We start from the raw sequence: 17,277 nt of genomic DNA on the forward strand, positions 1-17,277 counted from the left end.
TATCTATCAAATCTAAAATCTAAAATGGCTCGTTTCTCACCTCATCCCCAATACAGCGATCGCTACGATCGCGCCGTGCAGTTTGCCCTAGAGGCCCATCGTTACCAGCAACGCAAATATAGCGGAAAACCCTATATCCTCCATTTACAGGCGGTTTCGAGTTACGTTTGGCTCGATGGCGGCAACGAAAATGAGGCGATCGCCGCTTGGTTGCACGATTATGCAGAAGATATCGCCCCCGAACGAGGGATGACGATCCCCGAAGGGGTGGAGGCGATCGCACGGGAGTTCGGACCGGAGATCGCGGCGATCGTGCGCGGGTGTACCGAGTGCGATCGCTCCGGAACCTGGCGCGATCGCAAGCAACTCTATATCGACCAAGTGGCGGCGAGTTCCGATTCCGTGGTTCTCGTCAGTCTCGCGGACAAGTACGACAATTACAGCAACGGCTACTTTCACGAAATCGGCCAAAAATCGGCACAACCATCGCGAAAACGTCCGGAAATTATTTGGTTTGGCGAAACCTTAGCGGAAATTTATCGCCGACGCTTACCCCATAGTTTGTTAGTCCCGCAGTTTTTCCAAGTTCTCGAACACCTCAAACCCTTTCACCTGGAATAATTTCACCTCAAATCACCGGATCGACTGAGATAGAGCGCGATCGCGACCACTCCCGGGATCGTCCACTCCAACGGACGGCGCGATCGCCTTTTTATAGTGCCGATCTCCGACCAGTTCGAAGACTGACACAATTCGCTCAAACCCAGATGTCAACAGGCTTAGAGTGAAAACGAACTGGAACGGAGAAGCACGCCGATGGAATTGTGGAGTTACACCCAACTGCAGTTGACAGCGACCCCTCGCCGCCAACCCTCGCCACCGAACACGCCGACGGCAACGCCCCCAAGCTGGCAAATGGTCGCCGTTGCCTTGTTTAACCGAGTCGCGTGAGATACTAATTGGTTTTTTGTTTTTATTGATTTTTCTCTCACAACATTTTGTAGATTTTTTGTTCTAACTGCTAACTTTTGGAGAACGACATCGTGGATACAGTCACCTTTTTTCCCCGCGCCATTCGTCCCTTAATGCTCTATTCTGCGAACGCTCAAGAGGCTGTATTTCCCATCCTCGGCAACGGCGCGCCGCTCTCGTACTACAGCGCCCGATCGCTCGCCAAGGCCGCTCTGATTTGTAGCGATCGCGACCCGATCGAAACGCAATTTGGTGACGGCATGAGAGAAGTGAGAATCATGCACCTGTGCAATCGACTCGAAATCGATCCTTGTCTGGTCGCCACTCTATCTCAAGTGAGCTTACCCGCTCGTGCTGATTGGATCGGTCTGGCCCATTGGTTGCTCGATTTAGCCGATTTACGCTTCCAACAACTCTCGAATTAGCCTGCAATGGTGAAGGGCGAGCGATCGTTTTCCAACGCCTGCAGGCGATCGCCATCACCCGAAGTTTTGCAATAGTTTACCATCAGGTTGGATCTTCTTTCATCGTCATTTTGACAGGGATTGGTTCTCTAAGGGCGATCGCCCGAAATCGGAGAACATTGACCGATTTTTAGCATCAAACGCGGCCAAAGTTCGGTAGCGACTAAGACTAAACCGAGAAACCGAAAATAATCGAGCCAGGGATAGAGGTCGAGGCGATCGAACAGCAATTGCGATCCCTTATAAATCCCGAAAATAAGGATTAAGCCAACCCCTGCAAACAACAACTGTTTTATCCGAGTTTGGGGCGGGATAAATTGCGGTCGGGTTAGAAAGAAAGCGGCAAAAACGCCACAGGCGCGTCCTAAAGAGGGCAAGATAATCGATAGAAAAAAGCTAAAGCCGACGATCGCCATCTTGACGGAGCGATCGCGCACTTCCGGAAAGGGGCGACGTTCCCAAATCCAGGCGAATAAGGTGCCGAATAAGACGCCCCCAAGTACGTCTAAAAAATAGTGAACGCCTAGATAAATGCGAGAAAGGGCGATCGCGGCAATCAGAAGCACTGCAACAATCCACAGCCAAGGTCTCTGGTAAGATCGGGCGAGATAAACCCAAAATGTTGCCGCCCCTTGGGCGTGTCCGCTTGGAAAAGAAGCATCATCAATATCGGCGGTGACTTCGGGAAAAGCAAGGTCCGGACGGTCTACAAACGGACGCGGTGCATCGACCCAGGTTTTCAGTCCCGTATTGACTCCATAACTGACACCGAGAAGCATTCCTAATTGGCGGGCGCGATCGGGATCGAATAACCAATAATATAAGGTTAAAAAAACAATATACGCCGATTCCGACCCCAAAGCACTAATGGCAATAAAAATTGGCAGCGATCGCGCGGTAAAAAAGGCTCTAACCCATGTAATAATATCCATAATGGCTCAACAATGACCCTTGCGATCGCCATTATCGACCAAAGCCGCCCCAGTGCAACCCCGATCGAGCAGTTCCCCTCATTTTTTCTCGCTCAAATGAAATAAATCTTCGGCAAATTTAATCATTAATGCTTGTAAACTAAGGCGCGATCGCCATTCGCGAGGAATTCCGGTTTCGCCATAAAAAGCCCCGGCAATTTGTCCGTAAACCGCCCCGGTCGTGTCCGCATCGTCGCCTAAATTGACCGCCAACAAACAGCCCTCTTTAAACGATGCGCTGTTATAAAATGCCCACAATGCCGCCTCTAAAGACTTGACCACGTAACCAGTTCCTTGAATTTGGGGCGGTTGACGCTCTTTAAACGATCCCGCCGCAATTTCCGCGATTTCTGCTGAAATTAACGGGGATTGCTGCCAATATCCCGGAATCGGACTGTAGGAGGGTGCGAGTAATTCCGCCTTGCTGACGCCGTTGAGGGCGCCGACCAGCAACGCCGCCATATAGCGACAAGCATCGATACAGGTTCGGGCGCCGTGGGTCGTTCGGGAACTGTCCGCAGCGCGGGCGATCGCCTCCTCCGGTCGATTAGCATAAAATAGCACGAGAGGTGTCAGGCGCATAATCGAACCATTCCCCGCCCGTCGGGGGTCCGCAGACCCGCAGTAGGCTTCTGAGGTTTTCTGAAATCGGGATAAAGCTTGAGAAACCGTATGACCGATATCGAAACAGCGTCCGGTACTGCTCAAATGACCCGTTTCCAACCATTGCAGGTAACGCGAAAGTTGGTCTACAGGGTCGAAATCTTGACATTCGATCAAACTTTCTGCCAAACACAGGGCCATTGAGGTATCGTCCGTCCACTGTCCCGGTTCCAAGTCGAACGGTCCGCCACCGATGAGGTCGTCAATCGGCGTGAAGCTTCCCGGCGATTTAAATTCGAGGGTCGTTCCGAGGGCGTCTCCCGTCGCCAAACCGAGTAAAGATCCGCGATAGCGCTCTATTTTATCCATCGATTTTGTGAAGTTATTTTTTTTATTTTATGGGACGCAACAATGTCACAAGATCGAAGCAGTGGGAGTATCTTGCTCGCTATTCTCTCGGAAAGGTGCTCGCACTCCCCAAAATGCTATACAGCATTTTCCTCTGCTATGCAAGACATTTAGATCCCCCTAAATCGCCCTCGCCAGGTAGGGGTTTGGTAACCAAACCCCTACTTTGCTCGTTCCCCCGGAAATCCCCCCAACCCCCCTTTGAAAGGGGGGCGAAGGGGGGATAGAGGGATCGGCCCTGTACCTCATCAGATCGTGAAGTGTTATATTCAATTGAACTTACAGATCGAGATCCCGCAAGAAGTAAAAGCGATCGCCTTGCCAGGTTTCCCCTTTTTTACGCCCTAAATATCCGGTGAGAGGGGAAGACAGTTCGATTAAAATTTCGTGCAGTTCGTTCAAACTTCCAAGCAATTTAGGCGGGTTTGAGGCATCGTAAGCGCCGTTGAGATATTCGATTCCAACGTCGCGGTTGGCATTTTTTACCAATTTAATTAAATGCGATCGCACCTGCAAATCTTGCCAGAGGCGATCGATATAACGATTCACTTTTCCATCGGCTTCTTGTCCGTGGGGTTCTTGTTCTAAATGAGGTTTGAGGTCGAGTAAATCGATCGCCCCGGGATGGCGGGATTTGAGATCGACTAATCGCTGTAAGGTTTCTGGACGGATGACATTCATTTCATTTCCACTCGCCGTTAGTTCCGCATCTTCGGTCAATTCTCCGGCAGCCATAATTATTTTAATACAACGATTGTATTGCCGTTGTAAATGTTTGTAGCCGAGTTTGACCAGTTGGGCTGGGGTTCCGTCGGGGACTTTTTCACCTTGGGTCGCTTTGCATTCGCCAACGACGGGATAGGGGTTTTCACAATAAAAATCTAAGCCCCCCGCGCCTCCGGTACTGTCGGGGTGTAAACTGGTTTTCGGATTTGTATTCCGGTTAGAAAAGCCGAGTTTAATTAAACTTTTTCTGACTAATTTTTCAAAAGTATCGCCATCGCTGGAGTTGCCGACTGTTGCGATCGCCTCGATCCAGTCGCGATCGCGATCGTCTTGGGTTGTTGTTGTCGATTCACCCCAGCCTAAAAATACTTGTAAATCGAGATCGAAGCCTTGGGCGTTAGCATTTTCCGGCAATATTTCGGCGATCGCGCTTTGTAATAATTCTAATTCGGGATGGTCGGGAGGTTGTCGTTTTTCGAGTTGTTCCCGACGGCGATAAAAGAGGCGATCGCTCAAGACAGGTTGAGATTCATCGCCGTTAAAATTCTGGGGAATACCGATAAATTTACCGGGAACAAGATTAGAGTCTTCTCGCTGACAGACGATCGCTTGTGGTAACTTATAAACGCGAAGACAAGTTAAAAAATAATTATTTTTTCCCTCAACAATTTCGCCCAATCCTGCACTCGTCCAAATCGTTTGACTCCCTAAAAATTCTAGAAAAGATTCTAGATCTTCCAACCCATTTAAGGATTGACAAAACTCGCATTTTGCCCATAGTCGAATCCATGCTGTTTCGGGATCTTCTGCGTCCCACTGCGATCGCGCCGTCGGGATAAACCCCGAACGGTAATAGTTTTCGAGAGGAATTTCTACCGGTAAAGCCTTGAGGGGATAAAGTGCAAAGACTCGATTGGTTTGTAAAAACTGGCGCGATAAAACCGCGATCGCCCGTCCCCGCATCAGTGCTTCTATTTCCGGCGACGGGACGCATAAAGCGCTAGCAATAAAACTCATTATTTTTATTTTTAACAATCAAAAACCATGTTAAAAAACTCCCATTTTACAAGAATTTAGACCGGAGTTTTTTTAATTGTCTTCTTCGACATCATCGGGGATTTGTCCGGAGGGGTCGCTTAAAATTTCGAGAATCAAAGGATTAGTTTCAACGAATTTAGTTTCGGCGATATAATCGAATATTTGAGTATCGCTTAATCCATAATCCTCGCGACCGTCGTACACTTCGGCGATCGCGACTAAGGGTTTAATTTCTTCAAACTTTAATGTCACCCATTCGCCGCCTTGTTCTTGCAATAAGCGGTTTAAATATTCTCTTGCTCTTCGCGCATTAGGACTGACTTCTTTCGAGCGAACTAAACAGCCTCGGGTCAGATCGTATTTTTGATAATTTCCTAAATGAGATAATCCGGCGGTGACGGTCGTTCCGCCAGAAGCTTGCAGAACGGCAATGCCAATTTTGACCATTTGACCGTTTTCTTCCCCGACGATTTTAAAATCGACATATTTATTCGGAGGGTTAACTTTTTCGATCTCTTTGATGGTGACATTTTCCAAGTAAAATCCCACCAATCTCTCGAAACAAAATCGCAGTGATTTGGCGATTTTTGCTTCGTTATCTAGCAAGGAATCGGCTTCTACTTGTTCGATTTCGTTATTGAGTGCCGATTCAACGGGATTTTGTTGAGGTTCTCGATCTTGCGATCCGGAATCGGCATTCGGTAAACTCCAGTTATCGCGACACCATTTTAAAATATTTCTGGCGATCGCCTTCTGTTTGCCGAGTTCTATCAGCCGATCGCGATCGAACGGATAGACCGGATGGGGTGGCGTTAAATTCTTTTGTTGGTAGAATTCTGATAAATAAGTGCCGATTAAATTAAAAGCACTATCACCATCTAAAACGTCGAGATCGATTTTGCGTTCGGCAATTCGATCTTCAATGGCTTTAGGATTTGTCATCGCTTTGAGTTGGGTTATCCAAATCTCGGGATAGACGGCAGTAATCAGTACCCCTTTTTTAAGTTTGTCATATAAGTCCATACAGAAATCAGCAACCACTTGCAATCGGGTATAACCCGCATCATTGACTTCTTGTGAATCGAAGCGATCGAAACAAATGACGAGGGGATTGTAGTAACTGACTAAATCAAGAATTTGACAACTCATCTCGAAGATTTCATTTTCCCGTTGTTCTTCACTGGGATTGGCTAACTGCATTTGCTCGGCTCGATTTTGTGCCAAACTTCTGCCGGAGAGCCAGTTGATCGCATAATGTTTATTCTTCGATAGAGTCCAGAGAATCGCTTTAACTAAATCGGGGTTCTCGATATCCGGATGTAGATCTAAAATACAGTCGGTTAAAGCCTCAATATATGCTGCTGGATTTTCTAAACTTTGCACCTTTTCAACAATTTCTTCGGGCCGATCTTGCTCGGCTTCAGCATGGTTCACTAAATTAGCGGCTAATTCCTGCCACTGCATCACATTTTTACTGCCCGTTTTTTTGAGGCTGGTTGCGAGGGTTTTGAGGAATTCTAGGGAAATTTGGTTGAGGTTGGCGTATTGGTCCATGTAAATAAACCAAGCTCCCCCATTGGCTTGCAGGCGATGGCGGATGCGACTGATGAGGTGAGTTTTTCCGCCTCCGGGGTCGGCGAGAAGGGTAATTCCCATGACTTGACGCGAACCCGATCGCACATTTTCGATCGCCTCAAAGACGGCATCGGAAGCATGAGCGTTAATCGAGGGAACGTCGGGAAATCCGGTTCCCCAGACTTCTTGTTGTCGGACAGTCAATTCGCGACGGAAGGGATTGTGCGTTTGAATAACTTCGTGAATTTGTTCGAGGGGGGAGTGGTCTGGACTCATAATCTAGTGGTGAGGAGGAGAATTCAACAATTCGGGAAAAAAGCGAGTGGAAATCGGGATTTAAGCGTTAATGCGTTTGATATAACAACGCAAACCGCTCAGTTCGGTGGTAATCGAGTCTTCAATTTTGCTCGGGTCGTTATCCGGTAGGCTGCTCCCTTGCAAGCGGATTTTGTCGTTGGTTTGCATTTCCAACAGCCACTGGTTGAACTCGGACCGAGAGATGCGATCGCCGATTTCGCGACGAAGCCGATAAATCGGAACCAGGCGATCGAAATTGTAATCCCGGTTGAGTTGCTCGTAGAGATCGAGGGTGACCCGCTCGAAATCGGCGTAAGAAGATATCCCGGCGCCGGGTACATGACCGTCTCCGTCGCCGAGAACATCCGGCGCCACCCCTGCCGATCGTGCGGCGCCGGGGTACCTTTGGCGAAGCCAATCGAGTAAAGCGTTGCCGAGTTTGCTGCTCACTTGCTGTGCGTCGAACTCGAATTCGGGGTCTCTCAACCCGGCGTCGAGGGCGTCAAAACCGACGGGTTCGAGTAACGTCACCTTGTTTTTGGCAATGGCGATCGCCCCTTGCGCAATTAATTCTTCGAGAATGGGCGAGTAATCTTTAGCGCGCTCGTTGGTGCGGACGATCCTGTTGTTTAATTGGCCTTTTTTGACCGATTCTCGGTGAGCTTTCATATCCCAGAGGGTCAGCAAGACGCGAACTTTAGCCTGTTGAGGGGTTCCTCTCAGTCCTTTTTGAGTTTTGCTGGCAGCCATTTTACTTATACCCCTTAGTTGAAGCATTACTGTTTATCGTATAACGCATCTTATCTTGTTTTCAAAGTTCTCAAACACTTTTCTAACTCACTTGAAGTTCGGAGGGCGCCGGGGTATTTAGTTCGGGGGGCGCCGGGGTATTTAGTTGGGGGCGCCGGGGTATTTAGTTCGGGGGGCGCCGGGGTATTTAGGCGAGAACTACCGCATTTTCAAAGCAAAAATGGGGGTTTTGCTTCTCCGTAGCAGAAACGTGCGCTCGCCAACGTTTTTGTTATGTTTGTAATATACATTTGATTCACAGTGCGTAGGAACTGATAAAAGATACAAAATTTCCGTTGGCGGTCAATGCTGAATTGAAAATGATGGATTCCAGAGTTAAAATAGCCACGATCGCGCGTTAAAATGAATGGAAAGGCGATTGCGGCGGTTCCTACGGTCGAAATAGCTGGAAATCTCTATATTTTTGTATTTTTGGCTATTTTCCACGCCAAACAGGCGATCGCGCCGACGGCGATCGTCGCTCGGTCTTAAAAGTTGGTGAAATTTACAAAATCTGGCTCAAAAGACAGCCTCGATCCTCCCCGGATATCTTTTGAGGATTGCCAATCTATGACTTCAAACTTGCGAAAATCCCCGGTTTTAGCGATATCTGGGTCGAGCATTGAGTGAAAGAGCGCGGATCTCTACAATAACTCCCGCACTCAGCTCGGCCCTCAAGTGTTCTTGTGCTTCTTCCTGTGAGTTCTGGCTCTTTGACAAAGGGTTTTGGCGATCGCCTCCGAAGGTTCTGTTAGATCGTGGTCTGCGATTAGTGAGTCTAACGGACCGTCGCACCGACGAAGGCTTTGTCTAAGTCAAACTCGATTCCAGTTTCGATCGCGTCCCAACTTATTGGAGGGAAAATTTTCAAAAATTTTTGGAGAATTTTTCAACTCAATAAGTATTGATACTGGTCGAGTCCATTGACAAGTTAAATGAGCATTTTTACTGACTCACTTCGACTTACTCAGGTAAAGCGCGATAGGTGGCAATCACGAGGACCAATAACACGGCGGTCCAAGTCCAATCTGGCATTCCGGTAAAAAGAAAGGAAAAGCCACTAAAAATGACGCCAAATAGCTCTAAGAAATAGGCAATGGCAATGGTGGCGATCGCCAGAACAATGACTGGAAATATCTGAGACATAACCCAATCCTCTTGGTTTCGATGGGGCTGGGGTTCGATCCCCGCGCCCTTCATTTTGTTTGTAGATTACAATGTAACAGACTATAAAGCAAACCTTACAAATACCATCAGTTTATTTGAATAAAAGTTAAGCATGGGTCGCGTCCTCAACGGCGAAAACTTTTGATAGTCCGACCAACAAACAAACGAGTAGAAGCTGAATCTGCCAAGCGACGAGGAAAATAACTACGACCGAACTGACGGCGGCGATCGTGCCGGACAAAATGGCAATCATTTCATCTCGGGTTCCGAGGCAAATCGACCCGGCGACGAGGGCAAAAATCAGGGAAATGGCCAAAGACATACACATGAGAAATAGCCTCTTTATCAAAAGGGCAAAATTCGATCGCTCAGATGAAGAAATTCTGCTACCTACTAGCCTAGTTTTGAGGCACCCGATAAGGCTTGTAGAAGGGACGGGTTTCGATCTGGCCTACGCTAAAAACACGATCGCCGCCATCCGTAATCTTCGAGCCGGATAAACAGAACTGACGAGTTGAACTCCGATGGGGTTTCCCTATACGAGTCATTATTCCCGTCTGCAGCTCTAAAGCATCAGGACATTTTACAATTGGCGATCGCGACGAACTTGTTATTTTTTGAATAAGTATAAATCCCTAACCCCTGCTCCAGGGAGGCGGACGCCCGTTACGGCGAGTCATTACTCTCGTCAATTTTGAGTAAATTGCGATCGTTTCCGGTGGGATTCGATCGCCTATCGGGAGGGAAATAAGGACGATCGCCGTCCCCCTCCACCGCCTGGGGTAAAGGAGCGATCGCCGTAGAGAGGATGGCTGAGATCGTAGGATTTTCCGCGAGGAACTGGTGCTGTCGGACAAACTCGACAATCTCGCGATCGCCCAATTGCCATTGCTGGCGCTCTCGATGGAGCCACCAAAGGGCCAATAAGGGGGTGAGGGCGTCTCGATCTAAAGGAATATAGCTACAGCGATCGCCCCGGATAAAGCGCGCCAACCCTTGACGACACTGCCAGTGAGCGGGAATTTGCGGAGCCAGCAGACAGGCGCCGTCGAGACCGAGGCGATCGCGATCGAGCAGGCGAGCGAAGGTCGCCCGCAATTCGGACGCATTCAAGCGAGGGACGATCGCCAGACCGATCGCGTGAGATCCGGCATCGGTGCGGACGATCGCCCGTAAGGGAACGTAACGGCGATCGTGCAGATCCCTCGCCTCCATCGATTCCACCGCTTCTAAGGTGACTCCGGCGATCGACCGATCTAAAAGCATCTGTAAAGCCAATTGCAGCGCCGCGACGAGCGATCGGCGATCGGCGTGCAGTTGGCGTTCCTCCACGGTCTGCTTGGCGCGATCCAAGGCAATTTGCACCGCTTCCCACGGGTCTACCTCCACCGGGCGAAAATTTTCCGCGCACCATTCCAACAACTCGCGGACGTTGAGTTCCTCGCGCGCCAAGGCATCGAGTTGGTCGCTATCGAAGGGATAGAGCGATCGCGGCGGGATTAAATGACAGCGATCGTAAAATTGCTGCAAGAATAACCCCACCAGTTCGCGCATTCCCCGAACATCGATCGCCTGCAAACGAATCGGAGCGACAGATTTCGACAGATAGGCGACAATTCCCGACGGGAGGGACTGAATTTTTTCATACCAGGTCTGCGGCGTGGCGGCGATCGCCAAAACCACGCCATAGTTGAGACGGGCGATCGGCAACGTTTCCCAAATCCGCTTGACCAAACTCGCCACGACCCGTTCCCGCTTCAATCCCGTATCGCTATTTTCCGGCGAGTCGAGTTGGTCGAAGGCGATAACGACCGGGTAGAACTGAGTGGCGAGACTGAAAATTTCCAGAACAATTTCCCACCCTTGGGCGTCGCGGTAATCGCGGCTGCGGTTGGGTAATCCCAGTTCCTCCGCCTTCGCCGACGCCAACACTTGGCCCGCCAACCACTTGATTGCATAGGGAGCTTGGGCGTGACACAAAGTCCACAACAGTGCACGCACCAGATCCGGATCGCCGAGAGTCGGTCGAATTTTGAAAAAAGCCTCGCTGAGTTGGGCGATCCAGGTTTGATTTTTGGAGAGGGTTTGACGGTTGAGCTTGTTGACCAGAGAGTCCACCGAAAAGCGATCGCGCTCCGGATAAATGGATTGAAAGGCTTCGAGGGCGATCGCCGTCGCCAAATCCTGCCACTGCATGAAGTTGGCAGAACCCGGATGGCGGAAGCTATCGACTACGGTTTGTAAAAACTGGTAGCGAATGAGATTGACATCGCTAAATTGACCCGCATTGACGTAAACGAGCAACCCGCGACGGTCGCGTTGAAGTTGTTGGCGGACGCAGGCGATCGCGTGGGTTTTCCCCGTTCCTGTCTCGCCGAGGATCGCCAACGAAGATAGAGGCTCGATCCGCTTGCGCGCGCGTTCCACCGCATCGAGAACGGCGGCGATCGCCTCCGGGTTCAACCCTTCTAAATTCGGCGGCGTCGCCCACCAAATTTCCCGTTCCGTGACCCGGGTCGCGCGCTCGAACGGATTGGCGGCGGCGATCGCGGCATTGAGATGGACAATCGCAGAACTGACCGAAGTACAAGACATGGGAGGGAAAGGCTTATCCTTACATAAAATCGCGAGAAAACAACTCAGGACAGCCGATCTAGACGTTCTCAGGGTTTGAGGGGGAGTGACGTTGGGTCTCGCCATACGAGACGAGTTTTCCGATCGCAAAGCAAGAGGTAACTAGTTCTCTTTATTTAGTGTGCCTCGAAATTCGCCGCGATCGAAGGGATTGGGAATATTTGATTTGAGATTTTAGGTTTTAGATTTTAGATGGAGGGACTCGGGACGCTTGAAAACTCCCGGTCAGTCGTCCCTTGTCAATGGCTGTCGGGCAAGATGCCCGTTCTACCAGACTCAGCGAGTGGTGACTTCGTCAATTTCCCTATCTTGCCCACCTTTAATGAAAATATGCCACCGTGCTACCCTGTGAAGAATCGTTCAACTGCTGGTCAACTCCTGTCCGACGTTCCGTTGTTAAGTTCGCATGGTTCATATTAATCGCCTAGAACTGACAAACTTTAAATCTTTTGGCGGTACCACGAGCATCCCCGTGTTACCGGGATTTACGGTGGTCACCGGACCGAACGGTTCGGGCAAATCGAATATTTTAGATGCGTTGCTCTTTTGTTTGGGGATTTCTACCTCGAAGGGGATGCGCGCCGAACGGTTGCCGGATTTGGTCAATCATAACCTCGCGCGCAGTCGGACCACCGTCGAGGCGAGTGTGACGGTGACTTTCGATCTCGAAGGCGAAGGGTTGCCGACCGAAGAGGATTACTTGCAAGAGGCGCAGGCGATCGCCGATCCGGGCCCGGCCCAAGTGCAGCCGAGTGAAGAACCGCAAGAGCAAAATGGGACCTTAGCGAGTCCAGGGAATGAGGCGGCGATCGCCGAATCGGATCCGCAAGCGGTTCGAGAATCGGATCCGAGTAATGAATGGAGTATTACGCGGCGCTTGCGGGTGACGAAAGCGGGGACGTATACTTCTACGTACTATATTAACGGTCAAGCTTGTACCTTGAGTGAGCTGCACGAGCAGATGAACCGGATGCGAATTTATCCGGAAGGGTACAATGTAGTCTTACAAGGGGACGTCACCGCGATTATCTCGATGAACGCGCGGGAACGGCGCACGATTATTGACGAGCTGGCGGGGGTGGCGGCGTTCGATCGCAAGATCGCCCAAGCGAAGGATAAGTTAGATGAGGTGAAAGAGCGCGAGGATCGCTGTCGGATTGTGGAACAAGAGTTGATTTCCCAGCGCGATCGCCTCGCCAAGGATCGGGATAAAGCGCAGAAATATCAAGCCCTGCGCGCCCAGGTCCAAGAGAAAGAACTGCTCGAAGCGGTGCTACAGTGGCACCAGCTCAACCAACAGGAATGGAAGTTGCGCGAGCAAATCGAAGCGGGCGATCGCGAAGCGGCCCAATTGCGCGATCGCGTCGCCACCGCCAGTGGCGAGATTCAACAAGCCAACGAACGACTCGAAGAACTCAACGCCCGGGTGAAAGCCCTGGGAGAGGAAGAACTGCTGGCGAAACAGTCCGTACTCGCCCAACGGGAAGCGGAAAAAGAGCAGCAAGGGCAGCGCTTGCACGAACTCCAAGAAAGCCAACAGCAGCAACAGCGAGACATTGCCGAAGCCGAGCGGGAAATCGGCCATTACCAGCAGAAATTAGAGCAAGTCGCCCAAGAACGCCAGGAAAGTGACGCTCAATTGAAATCGGCGCGGCAGTTGAGCGACGAACTGCAACAAGACCTCGATCGCCGCCGGGAACGGGCCAGCGCGATCGCCGCCGCCTCGGAAGAGTGGGTGCAGCAACAAACCGCCTTACACCGCCAGATCGAAACCTTGCAGAAAAGCTTGGATCCGCAACGGACCGAACAGGCGCGCCTCGGGGAACGGGTGCGATCGCTCGATCGCGCGATCGCGGAACAACACGAAACCCTGCAAGACTTCGGCGCCCGACTCGCCGAAAAAAAGGTGAATTTGGGCGAAGTGGACCTGCGCCACCAGGCGGCGATCGATCGCGTACAATCCTTAGCCGGGGGGTTGGCGGCGGCGGAGAACGACTTAAAAACCCAACAAGACACGGAAAAGCGGCTGCTCGACGAACAACGGGAGAAACAGCGCCGTCTCGACAAACTCGAAGCCCAAACCCAAGCCCTGCGCGAAGCCAGTGGGACCGGGGCCAGTCAAGTAATCGTCCAGGCGGGATTGCAGGGGGTGTGCGGTTTGGTCGCCGAATTGGGGCGCGTCGATCCGCATTACCAATTAGCCTTGGAAACCGCCGCCGGAGGACGGTTGGCGTATTTGGTGGTCGAAGATGATGCCGTGGCGGCGTCGGCGATCCAACTGCTCAAGCAAAAACGGGCCGGACGGGCGACCTTTTTGCCGTTGAATAAGATTCGACCGCCCCGATTTTCGCCGATCGCCGAACTGCGACAGGCGCGCGGATTCGTCGATTATGCGGTGAATTTGATCGAGTGCGATCGCCCCTACTTGCAAGTGTTTGCCTACGTTTTCGGCAATACGGTGGTGTTCGAGACCCTGGATGCGGCGCGATCGCACATGGGGAAAACCCGGATCGTCACCCTCGACGGCGAACTGCTCGAAACCTCCGGCGCCATGACCGGGGGGAGCAGTTCCCACCGTTCTAGTTTGCACTTCGGGACCGGGGGGGATACGGAATCGGCGGAAGTGACCGAGTTAAAAGAGCGGTTGGAGCAGATCGAGCAGATTTTACAACGGTGTGGGGAGGCGATCGCCCAAGCCGCCGAACAGGTCAAGGGGCGATCGCAGGAGTTAATCGACGCCAAACAGCAGCAACGGGAACTCCAGCTCAAAACCGAGCAGTTACAAGGAGAAATCGATAGCCTGAGCGCCCAACAGCAGCAAGTTCGCCAGCAGTTGGCCGACAATACCCAAGAATTGACCGCCGCGCGCGATCGCCTCCAAGTCCTCGACGGCGAAATCCCCAGCCAAGAAGCCCGCTTGCAGCAATGGCGCCACGAACTGAGCGCCCTCGAAGAATCGGGGACGAACAGCGAATGGCAGGGGATCCAGGCTCAAGTGCGCCAACTCGAAAGCGAATTACAAGACGCCTCGGCGTCCTTGCGCGCCGCCCAAAGTCGCCGCCAGGACCTCGACAACCAGCAACAACGGCTCGACGAAAAACGCCAAGAAACCCGGCGACGATTGGAAGACCTGAACCACGCCCAAATCAACCTCGACAGTCGCATCGAACAAACCCGAGCCAAATTAGGGGAAATTGACGAAAACATCGCCCAAAATCGGCGCGAACTGGCTGAAATTGAAGCCAAATTAGGGGAAGACAAACAAGCGCGCGATCGCGCCGAGGAAGCCTTAAGACAACTGCACCTCGCCCGCCAACAAATCGAATGGCAGGGGCAAAAACTGCAAGAAAGCCAGGACGCCCGCCGGGAACAACTCGGAGCCTTACGGGAGCAAATCGCCGCCGGACGCGCCGAACTGCCCGACCCGGTGCCCCCCGTCCCCGAAGAGAGTAAAAATCGCCTGGTGACGGCCCTGCAAGAGTTGCAAAAAGAGGTGCGATCGTTGCAAAAACAACTCAAAGCGATGGAACCCGTCAACATGCTCGCCCTCGAAGAATACGATCGCACCCAAACCCGTTTGGAAGAATTACAATCCAAACTCGCCACCCTCGAAGGCGAACGCACCGAACTGCTCCTGCGAATTGAAAACTTTACTACCTTAAGACTGCGGGCTTTTAAAGAAGCCTTCGACGCCGTCAATGAAAACTTTCAAACCATCTTCGCCGACCTCTCCGAAGGGGACGGTTACCTTCAACTCGACGACCCAGAAGATCCGTTTTCCAGTGGCTTAAATCTCGTCGCCCACCCGAAAGGGAAACCCGTTCAACGCCTCGCCGCCATGTCCGGCGGTGAAAAATCGATGACCGCCCTCAGTTTTATTTTTGCCCTCCAACGCTACCGTCCTTCACCGTTCTACGCTTTTGACGAAGTCGATATGTTTTTGGACGGGGCAAATGTAGAGCGATTAGCTAAAATGATTAAACAACAGGTCCAACGCGCCCAGTTTATTGTGGTCAGCCACAAAACTCCGATGATCAAAGCAGCAGAGCGGGTTATTGGCGTTACTCAAGCCAGAGGCGCTCACACCCAAGTGGTCGGCTTAAATCTAGAGTCGAACAGCGCGCCTGTTTAACTTTTGAGGGGTTCGGGGCACTATAAGTCCCGCGCTTTATGCGAAGCATCGGCGTCGGGATACATGGACTCCTCTCGAACAGTCGATTCCCCACCCTACGGGAAAGGTCAAGCCCTGCGATGGGGATGAGACCAGCATTTACCAGTAGTTATAGCCTGTGGTAAATTATAGTCATGCTGACCATGAACTACACTTACCGAATCTATCCAAATGTCGTACAGCAGACTGAACTGCTGTCGTGGCTTGAGACGTGCAGAGGCGTATATAACTACGCTTTGCGCGAACTCAAGGATTGGATTGCTTCGCGTAAGTGTTCGGTAGACCGATGCTCGCTGGAAAAGGAATACATCATTCCCGCCGATGAGCCATTTCCGTCCTACCACCGTCAGCAGAACAACCTGCCCAAAGCGAAGAAGCAATTCCCGCACTTGGGTAAGGTGCATTCTCAGGTGTTGCAGAACACAATTCGTAGACTGCACGATACCTGGGAAGCCTTTAAGAAACGGGGACATGGATTCCCGCGTTTCAAAAAGTTCGGTCAATTCAAATCCTTTCTATTTCCCCAATTCAAGCACAATCCCATCAATGGCTTCACAATCAAGTTGCCAAAGTTAGGGGAAATACCCATGAACCTGCATCGTCCCATCCCTGACGGGTTCAAGGTAAAACAGGTAAGGGTACTGTCCAGGGTACGGGGTACACAATGGTATGTTGTCGTCACGATTGAATCGGATATATCGGTTCCCGATGTCCCGGTTCACGGTCGGGCGATCGGGATTGATCTGGGATTGCAGCGATTCTTGACCGCTTCCGATGGCTCTTTCCAAGAGCGACCCAAGTTTTTCAAGTCGATGCAACGCAAGCTGAAATTGCTGCAACGCAGAGCGGCACGAAAACAGAAGGGTTCTCAAAACTGGGAGAAGGCGCAAATCGAAGTGGCTAGAATGCACCATCGCATTGCCAATCGTCGTAAAGATTTCCATCTGAAAACGGCTCATCAGCTTTGCGATCGGGCGCAAACTATCTTTGCAGAAGATCTCAACGTCACGGGGTTGACGAGAGGAATGCTGCGAAAAGATTGTGTAGATGCCGCCTTCGGACAATTTCTGTCTCTGACAGAATGGGTGTGCTGGAAACGGGGAGTGTACTTTGCCAAAGTCAATCCCAACGGCACCAGTCAAACCTGTCCATCCTGCCTTGCTACGGTGAGCAAGGGGTTGGAAGTCAGAGAGCATCATTGTCCTGAGTGTGGGTATCGGACTCATCGCGACCATGCCGCCGCAGAGATGGTTTTGGATCGTGGACTAGAGAATGTAGTAGCCCAGGGACTCTGGGGAACGGAAACAGCCTGTCAAGTCGGTCTGTCGGGGGTCTATGACCTAGATAAGTGGCGTGGGGCAGGAATACCCAATCGTGAGGCTGGGAAGCCCGCGCTGTAATCTTTGATTCAGCATCGGGAGGATGTCACACTTACCTTTAGACTTACTAAATCTTAAACAGA

At 51.3% G+C, this 17,277-nt stretch carries 14 protein-coding genes; 6 read left to right on the top strand and 8 right to left on the bottom strand.

Going from position 1 to position 17,277, the window contains the following annotated elements:
* Window positions 1-24: 24 nt before the first annotated feature.
* The 3 genes from HCG48_RS17600 (at window position 25) to HCG48_RS17605 (ending at window position 1,397) form a co-directional block, all read left to right on the top strand.
* The gene (locus tag HCG48_RS17600; RefSeq protein WP_168570310.1) at window positions 25-621 is read left to right on the top strand and encodes an HD domain-containing protein; all 597 of its coding nucleotides are present in this window, start codon (window positions 25-27) and stop codon (window positions 619-621) included.
* A 195-nt stretch (window positions 622-816) separates the two neighbouring features.
* On the top strand, window positions 817-951 hold the full coding sequence (locus HCG48_RS26550; RefSeq protein WP_281362021.1) for a hypothetical protein: 135 nt from the start codon (window positions 817-819) through the stop codon (window positions 949-951).
* Between the two features lie 92 nt (window positions 952-1,043).
* Complete coding sequence (locus HCG48_RS17605; protein WP_168570311.1) at window positions 1,044-1,397, top strand: hypothetical protein; 354 nt, start codon at window positions 1,044-1,046, stop codon at window positions 1,395-1,397.
* Between the two features lie 128 nt (window positions 1,398-1,525).
* Here HCG48_RS17605 and HCG48_RS17610 read toward each other — a convergent pair whose 3' ends face one another.
* The 5 genes from HCG48_RS17610 to HCG48_RS17630 form a co-directional block, all read right to left on the bottom strand.
* Window positions 1,526-2,368 (bottom strand): phosphatase PAP2 family protein, encoded by an 843-nt coding sequence (locus HCG48_RS17610; RefSeq protein WP_168570312.1) that lies wholly within the window; start codon window positions 2,366-2,368, stop codon window positions 1,526-1,528.
* A 78-nt stretch (window positions 2,369-2,446) separates the two neighbouring features.
* Window positions 2,447-3,379: an ADP-ribosylglycohydrolase family protein gene (locus HCG48_RS17615; protein WP_168570313.1), complete on the bottom strand. Its 933-nt coding sequence runs from the start codon at window positions 3,377-3,379 to the stop codon at window positions 2,447-2,449.
* A 318-nt stretch (window positions 3,380-3,697) separates the two neighbouring features.
* Window positions 3,698-5,161 carry a DUF1802 family protein gene (locus HCG48_RS17620; protein WP_168570314.1) on the bottom strand — a complete coding sequence of 488 codons (1,464 nt, stop codon included), beginning with the start codon at window positions 5,159-5,161 and terminating at the stop codon, window positions 3,698-3,700.
* A gap of 72 nt (window positions 5,162-5,233) precedes the next feature.
* On the bottom strand, window positions 5,234-7,033 hold the full coding sequence (locus HCG48_RS17625) for a hypothetical protein (RefSeq protein ID WP_168570315.1): 1,800 nt from the start codon (window positions 7,031-7,033) through the stop codon (window positions 5,234-5,236).
* A 60-nt stretch (window positions 7,034-7,093) separates the two neighbouring features.
* Window positions 7,094-7,804 carry a hypothetical protein gene (locus HCG48_RS17630; RefSeq protein ID WP_168570316.1) on the bottom strand — a complete coding sequence of 237 codons (711 nt, stop codon included), beginning with the start codon at window positions 7,802-7,804 and terminating at the stop codon, window positions 7,094-7,096.
* Window positions 7,805-8,206: 402 nt separating this feature from the next.
* On the opposite strand from HCG48_RS17630, the gene HCG48_RS26555 reads away from it, so the two are divergent.
* Window positions 8,207-8,335 (top strand): hypothetical protein, encoded by a 129-nt coding sequence (locus HCG48_RS26555; protein WP_281362022.1) that lies wholly within the window; start codon window positions 8,207-8,209, stop codon window positions 8,333-8,335.
* A gap of 471 nt (window positions 8,336-8,806) precedes the next feature.
* On the opposite strand, the gene HCG48_RS17635 is transcribed toward HCG48_RS26555, so the two are convergent.
* The 3 genes from HCG48_RS17635 to HCG48_RS17645 form a co-directional block, all read right to left on the bottom strand.
* On the bottom strand, window positions 8,807-8,989 hold the full coding sequence (locus HCG48_RS17635; RefSeq protein ID WP_168570317.1) for a hypothetical protein: 183 nt from the start codon (window positions 8,987-8,989) through the stop codon (window positions 8,807-8,809).
* Window positions 8,990-9,116: 127 nt separating this feature from the next.
* A complete protein-coding gene (locus tag HCG48_RS17640) occupies window positions 9,117-9,338 on the bottom strand; it encodes a hypothetical protein (RefSeq protein WP_168570318.1) in 222 nt (73 codons plus the stop codon).
* 338 nt (window positions 9,339-9,676) lie between these two features.
* Entirely contained in the window at window positions 9,677-11,605 is a 1,929-nt protein-coding gene (locus tag HCG48_RS17645) for a P-loop NTPase family protein (RefSeq protein ID WP_168570319.1), read from the bottom strand.
* Window positions 11,606-12,050: 445 nt separating this feature from the next.
* Between HCG48_RS17645 and smc the strand changes: the two genes are divergently transcribed.
* Both smc and HCG48_RS17655 read left to right on the top strand, forming a co-directional pair.
* On the top strand, window positions 12,051-15,776 hold the full coding sequence (gene smc / locus HCG48_RS17650) for a chromosome segregation protein SMC (protein ID WP_168570320.1): 3,726 nt from the start codon (window positions 12,051-12,053) through the stop codon (window positions 15,774-15,776).
* A gap of 173 nt (window positions 15,777-15,949) precedes the next feature.
* The gene (locus tag HCG48_RS17655) at window positions 15,950-17,215 is read left to right on the top strand and encodes an RNA-guided endonuclease InsQ/TnpB family protein (RefSeq protein WP_210437071.1); all 1,266 of its coding nucleotides are present in this window, start codon (window positions 15,950-15,952) and stop codon (window positions 17,213-17,215) included.
* Window positions 17,216-17,277: the final 62 nt, after the last annotated feature.

The organism is Oxynema aestuarii AP17, assembly GCF_012295525.1.
GTDB classification, from domain to species: domain Bacteria; phylum Cyanobacteriota; class Cyanobacteriia; order Cyanobacteriales; family Laspinemataceae; genus Oxynema; species Oxynema aestuarii.